Genomic DNA, 20,957 nt, shown 5'->3' with positions numbered 1-20,957 from the left:
GCTGGGCTATACTTAGCCAAAGCATAAGGATGATAACAATGGCCGACGTTCACTCCTCTGAAATCCGCAGCAAAAACATGCGCGCGATCCGCACGCGCGATACGGCGATTGAAACCCGGCTGGCAGAGTTGCTGACCGGCCTTGGCTTGCACTATCGGGTGCAGGACAAGGCGCTGCCGGGCCGGCCCGATTTTGTGCTGGATGAGTATCACACCATTATCTTCGTCCACGGCTGTTTCTGGCACAAACACCATTGCCATCTGTTTAAGGTCCCGGCGACGCGGACGGCATTTTGGCTGGGGAAAATCGACAGCAATGTCGCGCGAGATAAGCGCTATATTGCCGAATTGAGCGCGGCGGGCTGGAAGGTGTTGCTGGTGTGGGAATGCGCGTTGCGGGGCAAAACGCGGCTGGAAGAAGACGCGATGACCAGCCGGCTGGAAGAGTGGATCTGTGCCGGAAAGGGAAACGGAGAGATCGATTCCCAGGGGATCCGGCAGATTTAAGGGCCGCGTTACTCGCCCAATACGCAAGGCTTTACGGTGGGCTTGGCCGGGAACAGATACTTGCCCAGCGTCACCAGAATGACCGCCAGCACAATAATCCCTAATGCCAGCCACTCTCTTGACGTCAGGCTCTCACCGCCAAATCCAATCCCCAGCAGCACGGCCACCACCGGATTCACATAGGCGTAGCTGGTGGCGATGGCCGGCGGCACATTGCGGATCAGGTACATATAGGCGTTAATGGCGATCACCGAGCCAAACAAGCTCAGATAACCCAGTGCCAGCAATCCTTCAATCCCCGGACGGGTGGTCAGATGCTCACCGCTTACGGTGCTGGCGATCAGCAGGACGATACCAGCGGTCAGCATTTCCACCGCACCTGCCATCATGCCGTGTGGCAGATTGATGCGTGAGCCCCAGACGGATCCAAACGCCCAGCTTAATGAGCCCAGTAGGATCATCAGCGCGCCCCAGGGATTTCCCCCCAGATGGCCGCCGCTATTCAGCAGCACGATGCCAACCAGCCCAACGGCAATCCCCAACCACTCAATCCAGCGGGTCTGAATGCCGAACAGTCGGCTAAAGCACATCGCAAACAGCGGCACCGTCGCCACCATCACCGCTGCAATGCCGGAAGGGACATTCTGGTGCTCAGCCACCGTCACCGCACCGTTACCAATCGCCAGCAGCATGATGCCGACCAGGGCGGCGTTTAGCGCAGGACGCCAGCCTGGCAGTTTTTCGCCACGCAGCAGCAGGAACACCAGCAACACGACACCGGCCAGCAGAAAACGCAGACCTGCCAGCATCATCGGCGGCCAGCTGGCAACGCCCACTTTAATCACGAAGTAGGTCGATCCCCAGATAAAGTAGAGGGCGAACAGCGCGGCCAACAGCGGCAGCAGGGCAGGAGCACGGCGTAACATGATATTTTTCTCGGCCTGTTAAAGGAGGGTTAACTTAACGCTAAAAAAACGTTTCAACCAGATGATAAAACACTTTTTTTCCGGCAGAAGGACGATTAGCGTCACACAAGTTGCATCCCTCGTTCATAATTGTTTAGATCACACTCTTTAACATCTCTCGGCAGGGTAAACCATGGCCAGTATCAAACTCACGGTAAGACGGCTGTATAAAATCAGCGGCGAGCGCATGGTGAATACCCATGCGACCGCACGGATATTTGTCGGTGAACACCTGGTGGCAACCGAAGAGATAAGCGGAATGACCGAAAGCCCGGTGAGTAAATACCTACATCACCATCAGGCCGAAGGGCAACCGATCCGCGTTGAGTGGGATTGCGACGGTATTGCCGATATGGCAGTGGCCGAAATACAGGTTTGTCCCTGTTGTCAGCACGATGAACACTAATAAGGAACGTAATTTTGGCAGGAACGAGCTTACTGACACTTTTGGACGATATTGCCACGCTGCTGGATGATATTTCGGTAATGGGGAAGGTGGCGGTAAAGAAGACCGCTGGCGTGCTTGGGGACGATCTTTCGCTGAACGCGCAGCAGGTTAGCGGCGTTAAGGCCAATCGCGAACTTCCCGTGGTCTGGGGCGTCGCCAAAGGATCTTTCCTCAATAAGCTGATCCTGGTGCCGCTGGCGTTGGTGATCAGTGCGTTTGCGCCCTGGGCAATCACCCCTTTGCTGATGGTTGGCGGGGCTTACCTGTGTTACGAAGGCTTCGAGAAGGTGCTGCACAGTCTGCACAAGGACAAGTCGGCGAACACCCCGGAGGCGAGAGAAGCGCGCATCAAAAAACTCTCCCAGCAAAATGCGGCAGAGTTTGAGAAGAAGAAGGTCAAAGGCGCGATTCGGACCGACTTCATTCTGTCGGCAGAAATTGTCGCCATTACTCTGGGCATCGTCTCTGAAGCACCGTTAATGAACCAGGTGTTAATACTGGCGGGCGTGGCCATTTTGGTGACGGTGGGCGTGTACGGGATTGTGGCCGGCATCGTGAAAATTGACGATCTGGGCATGTGGCTGCAGGAGAAATCCTCGGCGGTGGCGAAAGCCATTGGCGGTGCACTGCTGGCGATGGCGCCGTGGATGATGAAGATCCTGACCGTGGTGGGCACCATTGCCATGTTCCTGGTTGGCGGTGGCATCATTGCCCATGGCGTGCCGGCCATTCATCACTTTATCGAGCATTACACCGCTGATTTTGCCGGGCTACTTGCCTCGGTAATGAGCAATCTGGCGCACCTGGTACTGGGCCTGATTGTGGGGTCAATCGTGCTGTTGGTGGTGAATTTGGTTGCCAGGATGCGGGGTAAATCAGTATAAAGGCAGCTTATTCGCGAGCAAGAACTCTGGAGTGATGATGAAAGACGACATTTTTGAATTTGATATTGATGCCGAGCTGGAACAAGCCGAAGCCAATGCGGAAAAAAAGGCCAGTGAAGTGCCTGCCGACTTAGGTGATGAAGCGGATTGTGAAGGTTGTAAAATCTGACGCCAGAGCGCCAGTACTTTCCCTTAAAAGGCGAATAACTTAGCTTATTCGCCTTTTTTATTTGCCTTAAATTGAGCGGTTTATCGGGATTTAACATAAGTTTTACTCCCCATTAACAGAATAATACTGGCCCGCCTGCTATACCTGAAGTTCCCGGTGTCAGGTCTGCAAACATGAGGGTCAGTTATGATCATGGTCAGTCAGGAAGTGCAGCTTAAAAGTGGTGGTCCGGCGATGGTGGTGACAGGCTATGCCAGTGGCATGGTTGAGTGTCGCTGGTATGACGGTCACAGCGTTCGTCGCGAAGCCTTCAGGGAGGAAGAACTCTCACCTTTGCTCACTGGCGAGAGCCAACTTGCCAGCTAGCACCAAAAAGCAGGACGAAGTCGCTCTCGTCCTGCTTTTTCTTTCCTGAATTGCACTGCCGTCAGGCGCGATAATTACACGTTGCCGGCGTTATCCTCTTCTACCGCGTCATAAATCCGATGCAGAATATCCGGGAACGCTGACTGAACCCGACTCCAGCTCGGGATAAAAGGCTTCTCGTTTGGCCGTTCAATAAACGACTGACCAGCATCCAGAATCGACTGGGTAAACATCTCAACCGCCGCTTCCTCGGCATGCTGATCGAACTTCAGCCCGTTCATCGTCGCTTCGTGGTTATAAACTTCCATCATATCCAGCGCATTGCGGTAATAGGTCGCTTTCAGCACGCGGAACGAGTCGCTGGTGATGTTCACGCCCATCGTCGCCATCTTACGCAGCAGCGACTGCACAATGTCATTGCTCATCCTGCGCAAGCCACCGGTGCCATCCTCTTCCGATAATGGCTGATGCTTGTGGTCATAATTATCGGCAATCTCGACCTGACAACTCTGTCGGGTGGTGTAGTTGCGGTAAATTTCTGACAGCACGCCGATTTCCAGTCCCCAGTCGCCAGGGATCTTGATGCCGTTGAGCACGTGCGTGCGCATGGCGAATTCACCGGAGAGCGGATAACGGAAGCTGGAGAGGTAATCCAGATACTCAGAATGGCCATACACTTTTTGCAGTGAGCGCAGCAGCGGGCCAACCAGCAGGCGGCCCACGCGGCCATTCAGCTTGTTATCCGCCACGCGGGCATAGAAACCTTTGCAGAACTCATACTGGAACGAGGGATTGGCCAGCGGATAGAGCAGACGTGCCAGCATGCCGCGCTCGTAGGTGACAATGTCGCAGTCATGCAGCGCAACGCAGGAGGACTTGTCTGAGGCCAGCGTGTAGCCGGTACAGAACCAGACGTTGCGTCCTTTACCCGGCTGTGACGGCGACAGGCCTTCTTTATCCAGTTCCGCATCCAGCGCTTTCAGACGCGGTCCATCGTTCCACAAAATACGGTGCCGTTGTGGCAACCGCGAGAAGAACTCACGGGCAAACAGAAACTGCTCACGGTCAGCCTTGTCGAGGCCAATCACAATCTCTTCGAGATAGGGGACTTTCGCCAGCTCGTCAACGATGTTGCTTAACGCCGGTCCTTCCAGTTCAGAGAATAAAGAAGGCAGGATTAACGCCATTTTGCGCTTTTTGGAGAAACGCACCAAATCCTTCTCAAGTTCCTCAACCGGCCGGCCGGTGAGGTTATGGAAGTTGGTAATTACGCCGTTCTGGAAAAAATCACTCATCGCATTCCCCTTAATGGCGGGTTATCGGCAGCAGGCCGATCCTCACCCCTGGTTTAAAAAGTGCGTAAGACCTTCACTCCAGCCTTCAGGGCCGAAATACGCACTGTGGAAAACGTGCTCGTTATCTTCACGCTGCAGCGTGACGGGTGTTTTACTGTAACCCTTAATAATGACGGCAAAATCGACTTTATCCAGCATCGGCGCATCATTGGGACCGTCGCCTAAGCCCACCGTCAGCCAGTGTTGGCCGGATGGATTCGGGTAGTGGCTGAGCAAAAAGTCCAGCGCCGCGCCTTTTCCCGCACCCTGATTGGTGACACTCCAGAAACGTCCTCCCTGCAACAGGCCCAGCTGCTCGGCGGCCAGCGCCTGCTTAAAGGCCGTGAACTGTTGTTCGGTGTCCCGCCAGATCAGGCTTTCCGATCCTTCACGCATGCGCGCCAGCGAGGCGTTATGCAGCGTCAACCCGGTCCAGTCAGCCACTTCCTGTTCGGTCACATCGGCAAAACCGGTGAACTTGAAGTGATAGCGGTCGCGCAGCGCGTGCAGGGTCTGGCAAATCTCGGTGTAACCCTTTTGTGTCGGTTGAGCCAGGGCGTCCTTAAACCCTTCCCAATGGATAATGGCGCCATTTTCCGCAATATAGGGTGCGCCGGTCAGACCCAGCTGGCGCTGAAGCGGCAGGATTTCGGCGGCGGTTTTACTGGAACAAATGACCACCGGGATCTGCTGCTCATTAAGGCGATCCAGCCAGGGCTGAGCAGGCTGCCAACTGTAGGTATGATGATCGAGCAGGGAGCCATCTAAATCCGTCACAATCATCAGGGGATCATTCAGCGTGGGCATAAGCCATCCTCCTCGTTCACAACGATAAAAATGCAGGATAATCAGAGAGTATAACTCCGGCTGGAGACTCCGAAGGCTGAAGCGCAGAAATACTGTCCGTTAAGGCCGGAGAAGTGATGAGAATTATCCTAAAAAATAGCGGGGGTTGTACAAGGGCAAAATAAAATGAGAATGCCGTCTCAACACGCGGCAGCATTGGGTTGACCGATTTACGCCATGTACAATTTTCACAATCCTGTACAACTTTGGCGAAACTTGGGACTTGTCTTAGTAGAGAAGTCAGGTACTCTGCTGCAGTCAGAGAATTTCCTCTGTAACGAATTTCAAATGAATTTTTCATTCCCGGCCAGATGGCCGGGATTTTTTTTATCTGTTCACTTCCGAAACCGTAAAATCGCGGATATCGAGTTCGAAGGCGTCGGCCAGTTCGGTGTACGAACGGTACTCCCGACCATCCACCCTGATTTTGTGCGCGCGGTCATTATCCATAAACTCTTTGACCTCGCCGCTGGAACGATCCTGGATCGCTTCCAGTAACGCCTCAACGTCAATATTGACTTCACGCTGAACGTTGTCGCTGTACTCTTTTGCAATAGTCATCACGGAGTTCCTCAGCCGATCGTATCAACTGAGTATAGATGGCGGGAAGGAAAGGGGAGGCGGGAAACAGGCAAAAAAAAGCCCGCGCTGCGCGGGCAAAAATCCTTGTTACTTTTAGGTTGACTGCGCCTTTGGGGATGGTGCAGTGGGGAGAGTGTATGCAATCTCCCTGTCAGAAGTCCCACCGCGAAACGTTAAGAAAGTGAAAAGAGGCGTTGCGCCAGACATTACGTTGTTTTACACGCTGCCACCGGGCGGCATTATGCATAACGGCTATACTTATCAGTCGATTAGACAATAATAAGTTTCAATCCACGCTATGGAGGCGACATGGACCTTTTACGTATCATTATTGCGATTATTTTACCGCCAGTTGGGGTGTTCATGCAGGTCGGTTTCGGCGGCGCGTTCTGGCTGAATATCCTGTTAACGCTTTGCGGCTATATCCCGGGAATTATCCACGCGGTGTGGGTAATTGCACGTCGTTAAATGACTCCACTGCCAGAGGCGTTAATTTCGGTTAAACTTAGCGCATCTATCAAGGGAGGAACGCAATGAAAGTGAACGATCGGGTCACGGTCAAAACCGACGGAGGCCCACGCCGACCGGGCAAAGTGCTGGCTGTAGAAGATTTCAGTGAGGGAACGATGTTTCTGGTTGCGCTGGAAGACTATCCGCTGGGGATTTGGTTCTTCAATGAGATTGGGCATAGCGATGGCATCTTTGTGGAGCCACATCCGGAAGCCTGACGGCTGGAACGGTGTTGCGATCCTGCTGCCTCTGACCCGGCAGCGCGTTATTGAAGTGAAGGGGCGAACTGAAAAGTTCGCCCCTTTTCGATCAGAAGGTTTCCCAGTTGTCGCTGTTCGCCAGCGCAGGGCGGCCGGTGGCCAGCGCGGCTTTAGGCTGAACCGCGTGAACCGGCTGCGCTACGCGGCGTGGCGCGCTGTCACTCAGATGGAAGGCGGCAACGGCCTGGGTCAGGCGTGAAGCCTGTTCTTCCAGAGAAGAGGCGGCCGCTGAGGCTTCCTCAACCAGCGAGGCGTTCTGCTGCGTCACGTTATCCATTTCGGTCACCGCCAGGCTGACCTGCTGGATACCGCGACTCTGTTCATCAGAGGCGGCGGCAATCTCGGCCATAATGTCGGTAACACGGCGCACCGCACCGACAATGTCGGTCATGGTGTCGCCGGCATGGCTGACCTGCGAAGACCCTTTACCAATCAACTCCACCGATTCAGAAATCAATCCTTCAATCTCTTTCGCCGCGCCCGCACTGCGTTGGGCCAGGTTACGCACTTCGCTGGCGACCACGGCAAAACCGCGACCCTGTTCTCCCGCCCTGGCGGCTTCGACCGCCGCATTCAGCGCCAGAATATTGGTCTGGAAGGCGATGCTGTTGATCACCGTGGTGATTTCGGCAATTTTCTTCGAGCTGGTGGAGATATTGTTCATGGTGCTGATCACGCCAGAGACAATTTCGCCGCCCTGACTGGCTTTACCTGAGGCATCGGCGGCCAGCTGGCTGGCATGATGCGCGTTCTCGGCATTCTGTTTCACCGTGGCGGTCAGCTGTTCCATACTGGCTGCGGTCTGTTCCAGCGCGGCGGCCTGCTGTTCGGTGCGCGAGGAGAGGTCGGTGTTGCCGGCGGAGATTTCGCTGGAACCCTGATAAATCGCCACCGCACCTTCACGGACGGTGCCGACGGTTTTCACCAGCGACTGCTGCATATTTTGCAGATTGCTGCCCAGCGTGCCGATTTCACTTCTTCCCCAGTTTTGCAGCGGCGCGGTCAAATCGCCACGGGAAATATGTTCAATTCGCTCAACCGCCTGACGCAGTGGCGTGATCACCACACGACGCAGGAAGATAAAGGTCGCCAGGGTGAGTAACAGCGCGGCAGCAAACGCGGCGGCCATCATAATAAAGCCCAGCCGGGTTTGTGCTTCGGCCTGTTTATTAATGGCGTCGGCGCGTTGAGTACGAATGGCAATGGCTTTTAATAATACGGCGTTATACGCATCATCAAACTTACGGGTGTAATCCGTTTCCTGCGCAATCACCCCTTCGAAACTGCCGTCTTTGGCGCTTTTCACCATCGGCAACAGGCCCTGAGTGACATAAGCATCGAATTTGGTTTTCAGCTCGCCATCCAGCGCCATATCTTCCGGGGTTTTCACCCGACGATTCAGGTAAGCATTAAAGCTTTCCGTCGCTTGCTGAATACGCTTTTCGGTTTGCTTAACATTATCGTTAAAGGCATCCATCTCGCCGATTCGGGCGGAGGCACCGGCATGGATGATATTCAGGCGGGCGGTACGTAAATGGTTAGAACTGTTCGAAATCGCCATTCGGACCTGAATTTCTTCCGTGACGTCCTTCAGTGACTGATTACTCTGGATAAGAAAATAGCTTGCCAGCGCAATACACAGGGCAAACAACAGCAGGATGCCACCCAGGATCGCGGAAAATAAAGGTACCAGTCGCAGATGTTGCCAGAAACTGATCCCGTTTTGTTCGGCATTGAGGTGTGATGATTTCATGTCCTTTTGCTCTCTGTAAGGGGTAAGCGAAGCGGGGAGCTTCGGTCTGTCTACAGAACATCGGCAACAGGCGGAAAAGGCTTAGCGGGGAAATGAGATCTGGTTAACACTTTGCTCAAAAAAAGAAAAAGCCGGCAAACGCCGGCATTTTTACTGTGCAGGATGTGATTATCTCACATTAACATAAATGCCACTGGTGACATTGTCCGTCAAACGGACCACATGATAAATAACTTGTTTGTTGTGTGTTTTAATTTTGCGTTTAATATTTCCTTTATGGGAGGAAACCGTCTTGGCCTTAATTTGCATTTTATCCGATATTTGAATTGTATCGTGGCCAGACATCCACATTTTAAGCATATTTGATTCTGTTTGGCTCAGCGTCAGTGGATGCACGTCGAAACCTGCGGAATACCGCGGGGAAACATTGAGTTTCTTTTGAAAATAAGAAAGCAATAAATTATCCAGAGTGGCCGGCTTAATCGATTTTGATGTAATAATCAGGTTCTTACGAACGTAGAGATATTCCTCAAAATGGATGTTAGATATGGCCATGAAGATAAAGAACAGCGTGTCAGGATGCTGCATAATAATATTTCTTATGCGCTGACTGGCATCTGCTTCATGAATGAAACAATCTTCGTTAATAAAAACCACGCCTGGCTGATACTGTTGGCATTTTGCTTGTAATTGATCAATGTCAGTGACGGAAGTAATGTTTTTCTTTTTAACACCCTTCACAGTCATATAATCGGTAAGCCCTAGCCGTGTATAGCTGCATGAATCCATTATAATTGTTGGCATTGTAGCGACCCTCACCAAATTGTTATCCGTTTAAATCAACGATGAATTACGCGTTTGTGTAGTTACAAGAGTAAATTGTTCTTATGACGATCTTATTATTTACCCGGCAGTAAATCTGTGTGAGCGAGCGCCCACTGGTCAGATCTGTCCATGCCCGAGGTAATATTTAGGTTTAGTCAGCAGATAAAACCAGTCTTTCGACGCTGAAAATCCACGTTCAGAATGAGTGACTGGCAAATTTTCTTAGCACAGCATGCAGCATGTTTTTTGTGAGCCACGCCACTATCGCGCAAAACACAGAAAAGTCTGATAGGACGATTCCTAAAAAACATTCGTCATGCGAATGTGTGACGCTGTGTGGTGTGTTGACAATGCCGCAAAATGCGGTTTGACACAAGATAAACCACCAAAAATAAAATTTCCAGTAAAAACAGGCAGTTGTTTGTTTTATGAACGTTAACGTTCCCGTAACAATCTACCCGTTTCGAAAATCAAAATACGCTAACTGGGATTTAATAAGAATAATTTTCATTGTCCGAATTAACTTATCAGAATTTCCTTAATGAAATTCTGATAATTTTGGTTCGAAAAATGCACAAACACATTTCACATACTTAACAGTAGCGACATTATGATCTATGGATACATTAATTTATCTGGCGGGCATCTCGCTGAGTACACTGGCGAGTAAATCAAACACTTCACTGAACAAATGCTCACAGAATGGGGCGAGGAGGGGCATCATCAGGCTAATGAAGATGATCCCTATAGATAAGGTGACCGGGAAGCCAATAGCGAAAACCGACAGTTGAGGTGCAACACGGTTTAACAAACCCAGTGCCAGGTTAAGGGTGAGGAGCAGAGTTATCAACGGTAGCGCTAATCGCAGACCGTTAAGGAAAATTAGACTGGCCGCTTTGGTCAGGGCAAGGAAAGCATTGCCGTTGATCGGATCGCCGCCGATTGGCAAGGTGTGAAAACTGTCGGCAACCATCGAGATCAGCCAGAGGTGTCCGTTGAAGGACAAAAACAGCAGCATGGCCAGCATATCGAGAAATCGTGCCAGTACCGGCATGTTCAAACGGCTGGCCGGATCGAAGAACGTGGCAAAGGACAGTCCCATTTGCAAACCAATCACTTCTCCCGCCGTCCGCACCGCAGCGAAGGCGAATTGCATCGTAAAACCTATCGCCACACCAATCAGAATTTGCTGAATCAACAGCCAGAATCCGCCAACTGAGAACAGCGTCACGTTTGTCGGCGGTAAAGAAGGCAGCAAAACGTAAGTGATCATCACGCCGAGGCCGATTTTCACTTTCTTGCTGATGGATTTCTCGCTCAGCAGTGGCGCGGTCATGATCAACGCCAGTACACGCGCCAGCGGCCAGAAGAGTTGGCTGATCCAGAACACCAGCTGACTGCTGTCGATGTTAATCATTAACCGATCATATACGGGAGGTTAGTGAACAGGGTACGCATATAGTCGAGTACCAGATTCAGCATCCACGGCCCGGCGATCACCATAGTGGCGACAACCGCGAGGATTTTCGGGATAAAAGAGAGGGTCTGTTCGTTGATCTGGGTCGCCGCCTGCAGCAGGCTGATAATCAGACCGCTGACCAACGCGGCCAGCAGCAGTGGGGCAGCAACCGCCAGGGCAACCTGCATTGCATCGTGCCCGATAACCATAACCGATTCAGGTGTCATAGAGACTCCGGAGAAATAAAAGGGAAGTGCATTTTTCGGGGCGAAGTGGCTCCGCCCTCAATTTTTTTGGCAAATAAACGGTTAACTGTAAAAACTTTGCGCCAGCGAGCTGACCAACAGCGACCAGCCGTCAACTAATACAAACAGCATCAGCTTAAAGGGCAGTGAGATAGTGGCCGGTGGCACCATCATCATCCCCAGCGCCATCAGTACGCTGGCAACCACCAGGTCGATAATCAAAAACGGGATAAACACGGTAAAACCAATCTGGAAAGCCGTTTTCAATTCGCTGGTGACATAGGCGGGTAACAGAATACGCATCGGCACGGCTTCCGGTCCCTGCAATGGCGGGGAGTTGGAGAGACGGGCAAACAGCGCAAGGTCGGCTTCACGGGTCTGGCGCAGCATAAACTCACGCAGCGGCTGTGCCCCTTTATCAATCGCATCCTGCATGCTGATCTTGTCCTGACTGAACGGCAGATAAGCATCCTGGTAAATTTTGTCGAACACTGGACCCATAATAAAGAAGGTCAGGAACAGCGCCAGACCGAGCAGCACCTGGTTCGGCGGTGCGGACGGCGTGCCCAGTGCGTTACGCAGCAGGCCAAACACGATAATGATGCGGGTGAAGCTGGTCATCATCAGCAGGATGGCGGGCAGGAAGGTCAGCGAGGTGATGAAGACCAGCGTCTGTACCGGTAATGACCAACTCTGGCCGCCGTTGGCGGTTGGGTGGCTCATCAGGCCAGGCAGCTGCGCGTGCACATCAGGCGCGATCAGTAAAAACAGCGCCAGCAGAGGAAGAAAGCGTTTCATTATGGCTTACCGGGGCGTTTGAGTAGGGACTGTAACACCTGACGGAAGTCTGCCGTCGCAGCCGGAGGCTCCGGATTTTCCTGCTGCGGTTTAGGCGGCAGGGTATGTAAATGGGTAATCTGTTGACCGGTCACACCCAGCACCAAACGGGCATCTTCCACGTCGACAATCACCACGCGTTCGCGCTGGCCAACCTGGCAACTGGCGCTGACGGTCAGGCTGCTTTGCCCGCGAATGCCGCGTTTCGGCGTAAAGCCAAAGCGTTTTGCTATCCAGGCACAGGCCAGGATCAGCAGGATAATCACCGCCAGCACGCTGCTGACCTGCGTCAGCATCGAACCGGTGGACACAGCAGGCTGACCTGCTGGTATTGGCTGGAGTGAACCGGTCTTCATTTAGCGGCTCAGACGACGCATACGTTCGGTCGGGGTGATGATGTCGGTGATACGCACGCCGTATTTATCGGCCACCACCACCACTTCACCCTGCGCAATCAGATAGCCGTTGATCAGGATATCCAGCGGCTCGCCCGCCAGGCCTTCCAGTGAGACCACGGAACCCTGAGTCAGACGCAGCAGCTCTTTAATGGTCATTTTGGTGCGGCCGAGCTCCACGGTCAGTTTGACCGGGATGTCCATAATCAGATCGATATCCTGCAGCGAACCGGTGATATCGTTGCTCTCCAGAGATTTAAACACCCCTTCAGAAGACGGCGTGCTAGCTTGCTCATTCATCGCGTCAGCCCACAGGTCGTCCGCGGAGATGTCGTCTTCGGACGGCTTATTCGTATCACTCATCGGGCTGTTCCTCGTTCATCGAATTCAAAATCGGGTTAATCAGATGTTCCACACGCAGCGCGTACTGCCCGTTAAGGGTGCCGTACTGGCTGGTTAACACCGGCACGCCGTCGACATGGGCGATGATGCGGTCCGGCTTTTCAATCGGTAAAACGTCACCTGGCTTCAGCGCCAGCAGACGGGAAATGCGCATCGACACTTCACCAAAGTTGGCAATCAGCTCCAGTTCGGAGTGCTGAACCTGCTTCACCAGCGTGTCGCGCCAGTTCTGGTCTTCCTGACGGGAGTTCTCCAGCGGTGGATTGACCAGCGTTTCACGCAGTGGCTCAATCATGCTGAACGGGATACAGATATTGAACTCGCCGACCAGGTTACCAATCTCGACCTGGAACGGCGTGGTGATCACGATATCGTTCGGCGAGGTGGTGATGTTGGTGAACTTCACCTGCATTTCTGAGCGCACATACTCTACGTCCAGCGGATAAATCGGCTTCCACGCTTCGCTGTAGCCTTCAAGGGCCAGTTTCAGCATGCGGCGGATCACCCGCTGTTCGGTCGCGGTAAACTCGCGGCCTTCCACTTTTGTCGGGAAACGACCGTCACCGCCAAACAGGTTATCCACGGCGATAAACACCAGGCTTGGCGAGAACACCACCAACGCCGTACCGCGCAGCGGCTTCAGGTGGATCAAGTTCAGGTTGGTCGGCACCGGCAGGTTACGGGCAAACTCATGGTAAGGCTGAATTTTAATCGCCCCTACCGTGATGTCCGGGCTGCGGCGCAGCAGGTTAAACAACGCCATGCGATAAGAGCGGGCAAAACGTTCGTTGATGATCTCCAGCGCCTGCAGACGTTCGCGAACCATGCGACGCTGGGTATTAGGATCATACGGACGAATGTCGTTATCGCCCTTGCTGGTGGTGGTTTCTTCTGCCGCACTGTCGCTGTCGCCATTGAGCAGTGCGTCGATTTCCGCTTGTGAGAGAATGCTGTCGCCCATAATGTCTACCTCAGGATAAAGGCAGTGAACAGAACATCGTTCACAACCTGCTGAGGTTCACCTTGTACCAGCGGTGGTGCCAGTACAGCTTTGATTTGTTTCATCAGTTCCTGTTTGCCCTGCTCGCTGCTCAACGCGGAAGCGTCCTGGCGGGAGAGCAACAAAAGCAGACGGCTGCGAACTTCCGGCAGATAGTCGTTAATGCGACGACGGGTGTCTTCGTCAGGCAGACGCAGCGTAAAGCCAACATACAGCACCCGATCGGGATCGTTGTCTGGATTGATTAAGTTAACGGTGAAGGTGTCCAGCGCATAGAAGACCGGTGCGACAGGCACGGCAGGTTTTTCAGCCTTCGCACTGTCAGCAGGGGACTTCATCATGTGCCAGACCATATAGCCCGCCACGCTGCAAGCAACCACTGTTACGAGCAGTAACAGGGGTATCAGGAGCTTACGTTTGCCGCTTTTGGCTTTCTTATCAGTCATATGAGCTATAACTTCCTGTGATTATCTTCGAGGTGCGGTGCCACTTAATCCGCTATCCCACGGTGTTATGGGCAGATTATGGCGCGTCTTGCGCTAAACAATAGGCAGATAAGACGCGCGTTTTGCCACTAGCTTATGCGTTTGTCACCGTCAGGCGAAAATATCAACAGCGTTGGAACCGGCTGCACGCGCCTGTAATGAGGCTGGAACGGCAATCGCGGTGACATCACTGTCGTTTTCTGCTGCAAGACTAAATGTGTTACCACGTGAGTTATTACGCTGCGGATCCTGCTGGTTGCCAGAGCTCTGACCCTGCTGGAACGCATCGCTGCTAACGTTACTCTGGCCGAGGTTGATGCCGTTTTCTGCCAGTGCGGTACGCAGCTGCGGAATAGCCGCTTCCAACGCCGCACGAACCTGGCTGTGGCCCGACACCATATTCAACTGCGCCTGGTCGTTATCCAGCTTCAGACTGATCTGAATGCTGCCCAAATCCTGTGGATGCAAATGCAGTTCAGCCGTTTGCTGACCGTTTTTGCTGAACATCAGGATCTGCTGACCTAACGCCTGCTGCCACTCCTGGCTGCCAAGCTGTGAACTTAGCTGCGCGCTGGCCGGCGCCGTCACCAGTGAAGTGGTGACCGGCGTGGTCAGTGAAGAAGCCGCACTGATAACATTATTGGTTATCGTCGACGCGGGGGCAGAACTTGAATTTTCTTTATCTGTCTCTTTGCCCGTGTGGCCCATGGCCTGCTGGAAAGCGGTGTTCAGCACGCTGGTATCCACCGTGGCTTTCTGAGACGCGCCGGCAGTGGATGCGGTGGTGGTGGCCGTATCAGCCTTGCCGCTGACGTTGCCTTTATCACTCTCTTCCGTGGTGTCCGCGCCGAGCAGCGAAGCGAGGGTCGACTGCTTCGCGCCCTTAATGCTTTGTTCGTCAGACAGCGATTCGGTGCCTTTGGCCTGTGTCGTCACCGGCTGGGCGGTGGTGGGTGGCAGCATGGCGAACAGCGCCTGCAGCGTTTGCATATCGCTCTGATTCAGCGTTGGCGCGGCGGCCTGACTTTCGTCCGTGGTTTTATCGTCGGTCTTGATGTCTTTGCCGGTTTTCTCGGGCTGCAGCAGGGCACTCAGGGTTTCAGGCTTGTCCAGCGCCGCCAGCAGAGCATTCAGCCTGGCTTTGGAAGACTGGCCCGCGTCAGCCGTTTCACCGGCAGCCGCGGTGGTGGCTGCGGCGGTGGTGGCCTGGCCTTTTTCGCTCTGTTGCGCCAGGGTCAGCAGCTTGTTTCCCAACAGGGTCAAAAAGCCTTTAGCGGTGCCTTCACCCGCAGCGGACGCTTCGCCGGCTGCGGCGGTGGTGGTATCGGTCCCCACGTCTGCTGACGCTGACGCAGAGGCGGAATGACTGGACGTCGTGGTTTTGGTCCCGGAAGTAACAACAAGTGGCAAAGTGATCATTCGCCTTTCCTCAATGATGCCCGTTGGGCAAATTCATCCATCCGTTTCTGATCGAGACGGTTTTCCTGTAATAATTCGTTGGCCTGCGCACGCGCATGCAGCGTTTCGTAGGCATGGAGCCGCTGCTGCTTATCGCGCCAGAAGGTCAGGGCGTTTTCCACCCGGCTGCTCCAGTGCAGAAGCTGCTGACGATGCTGTTCGATGGCTTTTTCCAGCGTTTCGATAAACTGGTGGTAGTTGTACCAGCGGGTGCTGGCAATGCCTTCCGCCATGGTGTTGTTCAGCGTTTTACGGTATTCGTCCTGGTAGTTCAGCAGCATGGATAACTGTTCGTCGGCCTGCTTGTGCGCGCGCCGGACGTCACCCAACTGGATGGCCGCCTTCTCAAGATCTTTCTGTGCCAGACCGCACAGGGTTTCGATGGGTGATGCTTGTTTTGCCATGCTTCCTCCGCCAGGGTCGGACTTCTCCGCTCGGGCCGCCCGTTAGCCAAAGATTGCCTGTAGGTGCAAACAGGCATCGTCAAATGTGCTGCGCTCAAACATGCCCTGTTGCAGGAAGGTTTCCAGCTCGGGGTAGAGTTTGATTGCTTTATCCAGTGTCGGATCGCTGCCTGCGGCGTAAGCGCCGACGCTGACCAGATCACGGTTACGCTGATAGCTCGACAGCAACTGCTTGAACTGGCGAACCCGCGCGTAGTGCGGCTCATCAATCAGGTGCGCCATCACGCGGCTGATTGAGGCTTCGATATCGATGGCCGGATAGTGACCGGACTCCGCCAGACGGCGGGACAGCACAATGTGTCCGTCCAGAATGGCGCGGGCGGAGTCCGCAATCGGATCCTGCTGATCGTCGCCTTCGGTGAGAACGGTATAGAAAGCGGTAATCGAGCCGCCGCCATCAATGCCGTTACCGGCACGTTCAACCAGCGCCGGCAGCTTGGCGAAAACCGATGGCGGATAGCCTTTGGTTGCCGGCGGCTCGCCAATCGCCAGCGCGATTTCACGCTGTGCCATCGCGTAACGGGTCAGTGAATCCATAATCAGCAGCACGTGCTGGCCACGGTCACGGAAATCTTCGGCGATACGGGTAGCATAAGATGCGCCCTGCATACGCAGCAGGGGGGAAACGTCAGCCGGCGCCGCAATCACTACCGCACGCGCACGGCCTTCGGTGCCGAGAATATTTTCGATAAAGTCTTTTACTTCGCGACCACGTTCGCCGATCAGGCCAACCACAATCACGTCCGCTTTGGTGTAGCGGGCCATCATGCCTAGCAGCACGCTTTTACCGACGCCCGAGCCGGCAAACAGGCCCATACGCTGTCCACGTCCGACCGTCAGCAGGGCGTTGATGGCGCGCACGCCGGTATCCAGTACGTCGGTTATCGGCGTTCTCTGCAACGGGTTGAATGGTGGGGTGATTAACGGTGCGCGATAACCGGTTTCCGGTGCCGGCAAACCATCCAGCGGACGACCGCTGCCATCCAGCACGCGGCCCAATAATTCCGGGCCGAGCATCAGCTGCTTGCCGCTGTGCTTATCGCCAGACAGACGGGCGTAAACGCGTGCGCCGGGTAAGATGCCTTCCACTTCTTCCAGCGGCATCAGGAACAGCCGCTGGCCATTGAAGCCAACCACTTCGGCCTCAACTTCCGCCACGCCATTATTGTCCGCGCGTTCAATCACGCAGGTGGCACCGAGCGGCAGCTGCAAGCCGGTCGCCTCCAGCACCAGGCCGGTCGCACGGGTTAACCGTCCGTAGCGGCGCACTTCGGGTAACTGGTTCAAACGTTGTTCGAACGATTCCATGGCGCCAAGCCAGCGTGAAAGGCGAGTGGTCATTACAGTTCTCCCGGTGCTGCAAGGCGGCAAAGTTCATGCCAGCGGGTGGCGAGGCTGGCATCCAGATCGCCATCTTCGGCGCTGACTTTGCAACCGCCAGGATGGATCGTGCTGTCAGCCATCAGACGCCAGCCGTGCAGGCTGAGCGTGGCACCCAGCGTTTGTTCTACGCGCTGTAAATCGTCCGGATGTACCCGCAGCGTCGGTTTGCCGCTTAACATCGGTTCCTGCTGGATCATGCCCTGAATCTGACGAAGCAGGGCGGTGCCATCGACGTGCGGCGCCTGACCGATGACCTGACGCGCGGCTTCCAGCGCCAGCTGCATCAGTCGGGCGGCAATCACGCTGTCCAGCGCTTCCAGCGTATGGTTGAATTCTGATACCAGCTGCTGCATACGCGCCTGAAGCGGCGCCTGCTGCTGCTGTGCTTCCGCCAGACCCTGCTGAAAACCGGCGTCGTATCCTGCTTTCTGGCCTTCGGCAAAACCTTTCTGCTGACCTTCGGCATAGCCCAGACCCTGGGCTTCACTGCGCACCTGGGTCTGGAGCTGCTCCAGCTCAAACTGCTGCCGGTTGAAGGGTTCTTCCGGCTGCTCTTCCTCGACGATTTCTTCGATCTTGGGCTTGTTCAACTGCCCGAGATCGTTGGGCTGCCAGCGCTGCCACGGTAAGGAAGATTTATCAGACATACTGTTCCTCGCCACCACCAATCACCATCTCGCCACTTTCTGCCAGACGACGAACGATAAGCAGGATGGCTTTCTGTTCGCTTTCCACCGCAGACATACGCATTGGGCCACGGTTGGACAGGTCGTCGCGCAGGATATCTGCCGCACGCGAGGACATGTTTTTCAGGAACTTCTCGCGCAACGGCTGCTCGGAACCTTTCAGAGCCACCAGCAGCGATTCGGATTCCACTTCCTGCAACAGGCGCTGGATGCTGCGATCGTCGACCTGGATAAGGTTTTCGAACAGGAACATCTCGTCGATAATTTTCTGTGCCAGCTCGCCGTCGAACTCGCGAACCGCTTCGATAACCGCTTCTTCCTGCTGGGTCTTCATCAGGTTGATGATTTCCGCCGCCGTTCTCACGCCGCCCATCTTCGCGCGCTTGAGGTTCTGGCCATCGAGCAGGCCGTTCAGCACTTCGGTCAGTTCTGCCAACGCCGCCGGCTGTACGCCGCCGAAGGTGGCAATACGCAGCATCACATCGTGGCGCAAACGTTCGTCGAACTGAGCAACAATATCCGCCGCCTGAGCACGTTTGAGGTGCACAAGGATGGTGGCGATAATCTGCGGGTGTTCGTCGCGGATAAGATCGGCCGCCGCTTGTGGCTCCATAAAGTTGAGGGTGTCCATGCCGCTGGTGGTTTCCCGCGTTTCGAGAATATCTTCCAGCAGGGTGGCGGCCTTCTCCTCGCCCAGCGCTTTAACCAGCACCGTACGCAGATAATCATTCGAGTTGACGCTCAGTGCCGCAAACTGCTCGGCATCGATTTCGAACTCGCGCAGCACATCGGTCAGCTGCTTGTGGGACACCTGACGCATATTAGAAATGGCAGAACTCAGGTGCTGGACTTCGCGGCTGTCGAGGTGTTTGAACACCTCAGCAGCGCGGTCTTCACCAATCGTCATCATCAGGATGGCGCTTTTTTCAGTACCGGTGAGACTCATAGCTCGTCCTTCATCCACTGGCGAATAACCAGAGCCACCACACGCGGGTCATTTTCTGACATATCGCGAATACGCTGGCTCATGACCTCAGCACTCATGCGGTGCTGAGATTTACGTTCCTGATCCTGCTCGTCTTTCGACAGGCTGACGGCCACGGCATCGTCACCGGATTCTTCCCGAGCCTGCTTAGCAACGGCCGCGGCTTCAACAGCAGCCTTCTCCAGCTCTGCCTTGCGGCGCAGCTGTGGGCGAACCAGCTTGCGGTAAAGGATCCAGGCAACAATCAGTACCAGTAACCAGCGTCCCAGTTCCATCATCTGGTCGATGAAGGCCGGCTGTTTCCAGAACGGTACGTCATCACTGGTGTCTTCAGTTACGGTGAACGGTGAGTTAACCACGTTCAGACTGTCTCCGCGTTTGTCCGAATAGCCCATCGCCTCACGGGTCAGGTTTTCAATCTGTTTCAACTGTGCATCGGTCAGGGCAATTGGCTTACCGGCTGCGTCTGCTTTGTAGTTCACCACCACCGCGACCGACAGGCGCTGGACTTCACCGACGTTCATCTTGGTGTGAAGGATGGTGCGGTCCACTTCATAGTTGGTGGTGTTGTCGGTGCGGGTATTCGACGGACCGGCCTTGGCGGTGCTGGCGCTGGAACCCTGATTCGCCGCTGCCGCGTTGCCGTTCTGTCCATTCTGACCGTTTTGGCCGTTCTGGTTGTTTGCCGCAGGCGTGGTCACCGGTGCGGTATTCGCCGGAGCAGGCTGGTTGGAAAGGGCACCCGGAACGCCGCCAGGATACTGTCCGCCAATCTGTTCGCTGTCGCTGGTCTGGCGAGAGCGGACAGCCTGAGTAGACGGGTCGCTGTTTGGCTGATATTTCTCGTCGGTCTGCTCACGGGCATTAAAGTCGATCTGCGCAGTCACCTGAGCATGAACGTTGCCGGTTCCGACAATAGGATTAAGGATGGCTTCGATGCGAGACTGGAAGCGGTTTTCAACATCGGTGGCGTATTTCAGCTGAGCATCATTCAGATCGCGGCCAGCATTATCTGATTGGGTCAGCAGGTGACCGGCCTGGTCAACAACGGTCACATTGCCCGGTGGCAGTCCGGCGACGCTGCTGGAAACCATATGCACGATGGCACTGATTTGCCCCTGATCGAGCGCACGACCCGGTTGCAGCGTTAAGGTGACTGAAGCGGTCGGGGATTTCTGCTCGCGGACAAACAGGGACGGTTTTGGCATCGCGAGGTGGACACGAACATTTTTAACCGGGCCCAGCGTTTCGATGGTCCGCGCGAGTTCACCTTCCAGCGCGCGCTGATAGTTAACCTGCTCGCTGAACTGGCTGATGCCGAATTTTTCCTGATCCAACAGCTCAAAGCCCACGGCTCCGCCTTTCGGCAGACCCTGTTGGGCTAAACGCAGGCGCAGCTCATGCACTTTTTCAGCCGGCACCATTAATGCACCGCCTTTATCATCAAACTGATAAGGGATGTTCATTTGGGTGAGCTGAGTAATGATTGCTCCGCCGTCTTCATCACTGAGGTTGTTGTACAGCACACGGTACTCAGGCTGTTTAGCCCAGAGCGCCATGGCGATAACGATGGCGATCACCGCCGCCGCCGCAATGATGATTGGGATGCGAGGATTAGCGCGTAAACGAGTAAAAAGGTCGTTCAGACCTTTCTTCTCGGGTTGATCCTGCGTGACAGTTGCATTCATGACTCTTTCCTGGCTGACAGTT

General features: G+C 54.5%; 26 protein-coding genes. 7 read left to right on the top strand and 19 right to left on the bottom strand.

The window, feature by feature from the left end; all coding sequences use genetic code 11:
* Nucleotides 1–38: 38 nt before the first annotated feature.
* Nucleotides 39–506 carry a very short patch repair endonuclease gene (locus EBC_RS15135; protein WP_013202698.1) on the top strand — a complete coding sequence of 156 codons (468 nt, stop codon included), beginning with the start codon at nt 39–41 and terminating at the stop codon, nt 504–506.
* An 8-nt stretch (nt 507–514) separates the two neighbouring features.
* Here EBC_RS15135 and yedA read toward each other — a convergent pair whose 3' ends face one another.
* Complete coding sequence (gene yedA / locus EBC_RS15130; RefSeq protein ID WP_013202697.1) at nt 515–1,432, bottom strand: drug/metabolite exporter YedA; 918 nt, start codon at nt 1,430–1,432, stop codon at nt 515–517.
* A gap of 172 nt (nt 1,433–1,604) precedes the next feature.
* Here yedA and EBC_RS15125 point away from each other — a divergent pair, with 172 nt between their 5' ends.
* The 4 genes from EBC_RS15125 to EBC_RS15115 all read left to right on the top strand — a co-directional run bounded on the left by EBC_RS15125 (nt 1,605) and on the right by EBC_RS15115 (nt 3,338).
* The gene (locus EBC_RS15125) at nt 1,605–1,877 is read left to right on the top strand and encodes a hypothetical protein (protein WP_013202696.1); all 273 of its coding nucleotides are present in this window, start codon (nt 1,605–1,607) and stop codon (nt 1,875–1,877) included.
* 14 nt (nt 1,878–1,891) lie between these two features.
* Nucleotides 1,892–2,803: a DUF808 domain-containing protein gene (locus EBC_RS15120; RefSeq protein ID WP_013202695.1), complete on the top strand. Its 912-nt coding sequence runs from the start codon at nt 1,892–1,894 to the stop codon at nt 2,801–2,803.
* 37 nt (nt 2,804–2,840) lie between these two features.
* Nucleotides 2,841–2,972, top strand: a complete 132-nt coding sequence (locus EBC_RS26245) for a hypothetical protein (RefSeq protein ID WP_013202694.1) — start codon at nt 2,841–2,843, stop codon at nt 2,970–2,972.
* Nucleotides 2,973–3,158: 186 nt separating this feature from the next.
* Nucleotides 3,159–3,338: a YodC family protein gene (locus EBC_RS15115; protein ID WP_013202693.1), complete on the top strand. Its 180-nt coding sequence runs from the start codon at nt 3,159–3,161 to the stop codon at nt 3,336–3,338.
* A 74-nt stretch (nt 3,339–3,412) separates the two neighbouring features.
* On the opposite strand, the gene EBC_RS15110 is transcribed toward EBC_RS15115, so the two are convergent.
* The 3 genes from EBC_RS15110 to yodD all read right to left on the bottom strand — a co-directional run bounded on the left by EBC_RS15110 (nt 3,413) and on the right by yodD (nt 6,079).
* The gene (locus EBC_RS15110) at nt 3,413–4,633 is read right to left on the bottom strand and encodes a glycosyltransferase family protein (protein ID WP_013202692.1); all 1,221 of its coding nucleotides are present in this window, start codon (nt 4,631–4,633) and stop codon (nt 3,413–3,415) included.
* A gap of 42 nt (nt 4,634–4,675) precedes the next feature.
* Complete coding sequence (locus tag EBC_RS15105; protein ID WP_013202691.1) at nt 4,676–5,479, bottom strand: mannosyl-3-phosphoglycerate phosphatase-related protein; 804 nt, start codon at nt 5,477–5,479, stop codon at nt 4,676–4,678.
* Between the two features lie 366 nt (nt 5,480–5,845).
* Nucleotides 5,846–6,079 carry a YodD family peroxide/acid resistance protein gene (gene yodD, locus EBC_RS15100; protein WP_013202690.1) on the bottom strand — a complete coding sequence of 78 codons (234 nt, stop codon included), beginning with the start codon at nt 6,077–6,079 and terminating at the stop codon, nt 5,846–5,848.
* Nucleotides 6,080–6,409: 330 nt separating this feature from the next.
* Here yodD and EBC_RS24825 point away from each other — a divergent pair, with 330 nt between their 5' ends.
* Nucleotides 6,410–6,568 carry a YqaE/Pmp3 family membrane protein gene (locus EBC_RS24825; protein WP_013202689.1) on the top strand — a complete coding sequence of 53 codons (159 nt, stop codon included), beginning with the start codon at nt 6,410–6,412 and terminating at the stop codon, nt 6,566–6,568.
* 65 nt (nt 6,569–6,633) lie between these two features.
* Nucleotides 6,634–6,828, top strand: coding sequence for a protein DsrB (gene dsrB, locus EBC_RS15090; RefSeq protein WP_013202688.1), 195 nt, complete (start codon nt 6,634–6,636; stop codon nt 6,826–6,828).
* A 91-nt stretch (nt 6,829–6,919) separates the two neighbouring features.
* Here the strand turns inward: dsrB and EBC_RS15085 are convergent, their stop codons facing one another.
* The 15 genes from EBC_RS15085 to fliF all read right to left on the bottom strand — a co-directional run bounded on the left by EBC_RS15085 (nt 6,920) and on the right by fliF (nt 20,935).
* A complete protein-coding gene (locus tag EBC_RS15085) occupies nt 6,920–8,623 on the bottom strand; it encodes a methyl-accepting chemotaxis protein (protein WP_013202687.1) in 1,704 nt (567 codons plus the stop codon).
* Nucleotides 8,624–8,791: 168 nt separating this feature from the next.
* Nucleotides 8,792–9,427 (bottom strand): transcriptional regulator RcsA, encoded by a 636-nt coding sequence (gene rcsA, locus EBC_RS15080; RefSeq protein WP_013202686.1) that lies wholly within the window; start codon nt 9,425–9,427, stop codon nt 8,792–8,794.
* Between the two features lie 652 nt (nt 9,428–10,079).
* Nucleotides 10,080–10,865, bottom strand: coding sequence for a flagellar biosynthetic protein FliR (fliR, locus tag EBC_RS15075; protein WP_013202685.1), 786 nt, complete (start codon nt 10,863–10,865; stop codon nt 10,080–10,082).
* Nucleotides 10,865–11,134, bottom strand: a complete 270-nt coding sequence (gene fliQ / locus EBC_RS15070) for a flagellar biosynthesis protein FliQ (protein ID WP_013202684.1) — start codon at nt 11,132–11,134, stop codon at nt 10,865–10,867. Before fliQ ends, fliR begins: the two co-directional genes overlap by 1 nt.
* Nucleotides 11,135–11,215: 81 nt before the next feature.
* Nucleotides 11,216–11,950: a flagellar type III secretion system pore protein FliP gene (gene fliP / locus EBC_RS15065; RefSeq protein ID WP_013202683.1), complete on the bottom strand. Its 735-nt coding sequence runs from the start codon at nt 11,948–11,950 to the stop codon at nt 11,216–11,218.
* On the bottom strand, nt 11,950–12,345 hold the full coding sequence (gene fliO / locus EBC_RS15060) for a flagellar biosynthetic protein FliO (RefSeq protein WP_013202682.1): 396 nt from the start codon (nt 12,343–12,345) through the stop codon (nt 11,950–11,952). Before fliO ends, fliP begins: the two co-directional genes overlap by 1 nt.
* Nucleotides 12,346–12,747 carry a flagellar motor switch protein FliN gene (gene fliN, locus EBC_RS15055; RefSeq protein WP_013202681.1) on the bottom strand — a complete coding sequence of 134 codons (402 nt, stop codon included), beginning with the start codon at nt 12,745–12,747 and terminating at the stop codon, nt 12,346–12,348.
* Nucleotides 12,740–13,747, bottom strand: a complete 1,008-nt coding sequence (fliM, locus tag EBC_RS15050; RefSeq protein WP_013202680.1) for a flagellar motor switch protein FliM — start codon at nt 13,745–13,747, stop codon at nt 12,740–12,742. Before fliM ends, fliN begins: the two co-directional genes overlap by 8 nt.
* A 5-nt stretch (nt 13,748–13,752) precedes the next feature.
* Nucleotides 13,753–14,232 carry a flagellar basal body-associated protein FliL gene (gene fliL / locus EBC_RS15045; RefSeq protein ID WP_013202679.1) on the bottom strand — a complete coding sequence of 160 codons (480 nt, stop codon included), beginning with the start codon at nt 14,230–14,232 and terminating at the stop codon, nt 13,753–13,755.
* 150 nt (nt 14,233–14,382) lie between these two features.
* Entirely contained in the window at nt 14,383–15,690 is a 1,308-nt protein-coding gene (locus EBC_RS15040; protein WP_013202678.1) for a flagellar hook-length control protein FliK, read from the bottom strand.
* A complete protein-coding gene (gene fliJ, locus EBC_RS15035) occupies nt 15,687–16,133 on the bottom strand; it encodes a flagellar export protein FliJ (protein WP_013202677.1) in 447 nt (148 codons plus the stop codon). Before fliJ ends, EBC_RS15040 begins: the two co-directional genes overlap by 4 nt.
* A gap of 42 nt (nt 16,134–16,175) precedes the next feature.
* Complete coding sequence (gene fliI, locus EBC_RS15030) at nt 16,176–17,534, bottom strand: flagellar protein export ATPase FliI (RefSeq protein WP_013202676.1); 1,359 nt, start codon at nt 17,532–17,534, stop codon at nt 16,176–16,178.
* A complete protein-coding gene (gene fliH / locus EBC_RS15025) occupies nt 17,534–18,223 on the bottom strand; it encodes a flagellar assembly protein FliH (RefSeq protein WP_013202675.1) in 690 nt (229 codons plus the stop codon). The genes fliI and fliH overlap by 1 nt, the downstream gene beginning before the upstream one ends.
* Nucleotides 18,216–19,208 (bottom strand): flagellar motor switch protein FliG, encoded by a 993-nt coding sequence (fliG, locus tag EBC_RS15020; protein ID WP_013202674.1) that lies wholly within the window; start codon nt 19,206–19,208, stop codon nt 18,216–18,218. Before fliG ends, fliH begins: the two co-directional genes overlap by 8 nt.
* Nucleotides 19,205–20,935 carry a flagellar basal-body MS-ring/collar protein FliF gene (fliF, locus tag EBC_RS15015; RefSeq protein ID WP_013202673.1) on the bottom strand — a complete coding sequence of 577 codons (1,731 nt, stop codon included), beginning with the start codon at nt 20,933–20,935 and terminating at the stop codon, nt 19,205–19,207. The genes fliG and fliF overlap by 4 nt, the downstream gene beginning before the upstream one ends.
* Between the last annotated feature and the right edge of the window lie 22 nt (nt 20,936–20,957).

Source organism: Erwinia billingiae Eb661 (assembly GCF_000196615.1).
GTDB lineage: Bacteria > Pseudomonadota > Gammaproteobacteria > Enterobacterales > Enterobacteriaceae > Erwinia > Erwinia billingiae.
This window is presented reverse-complemented; position numbering and strand designations above follow the sequence as displayed.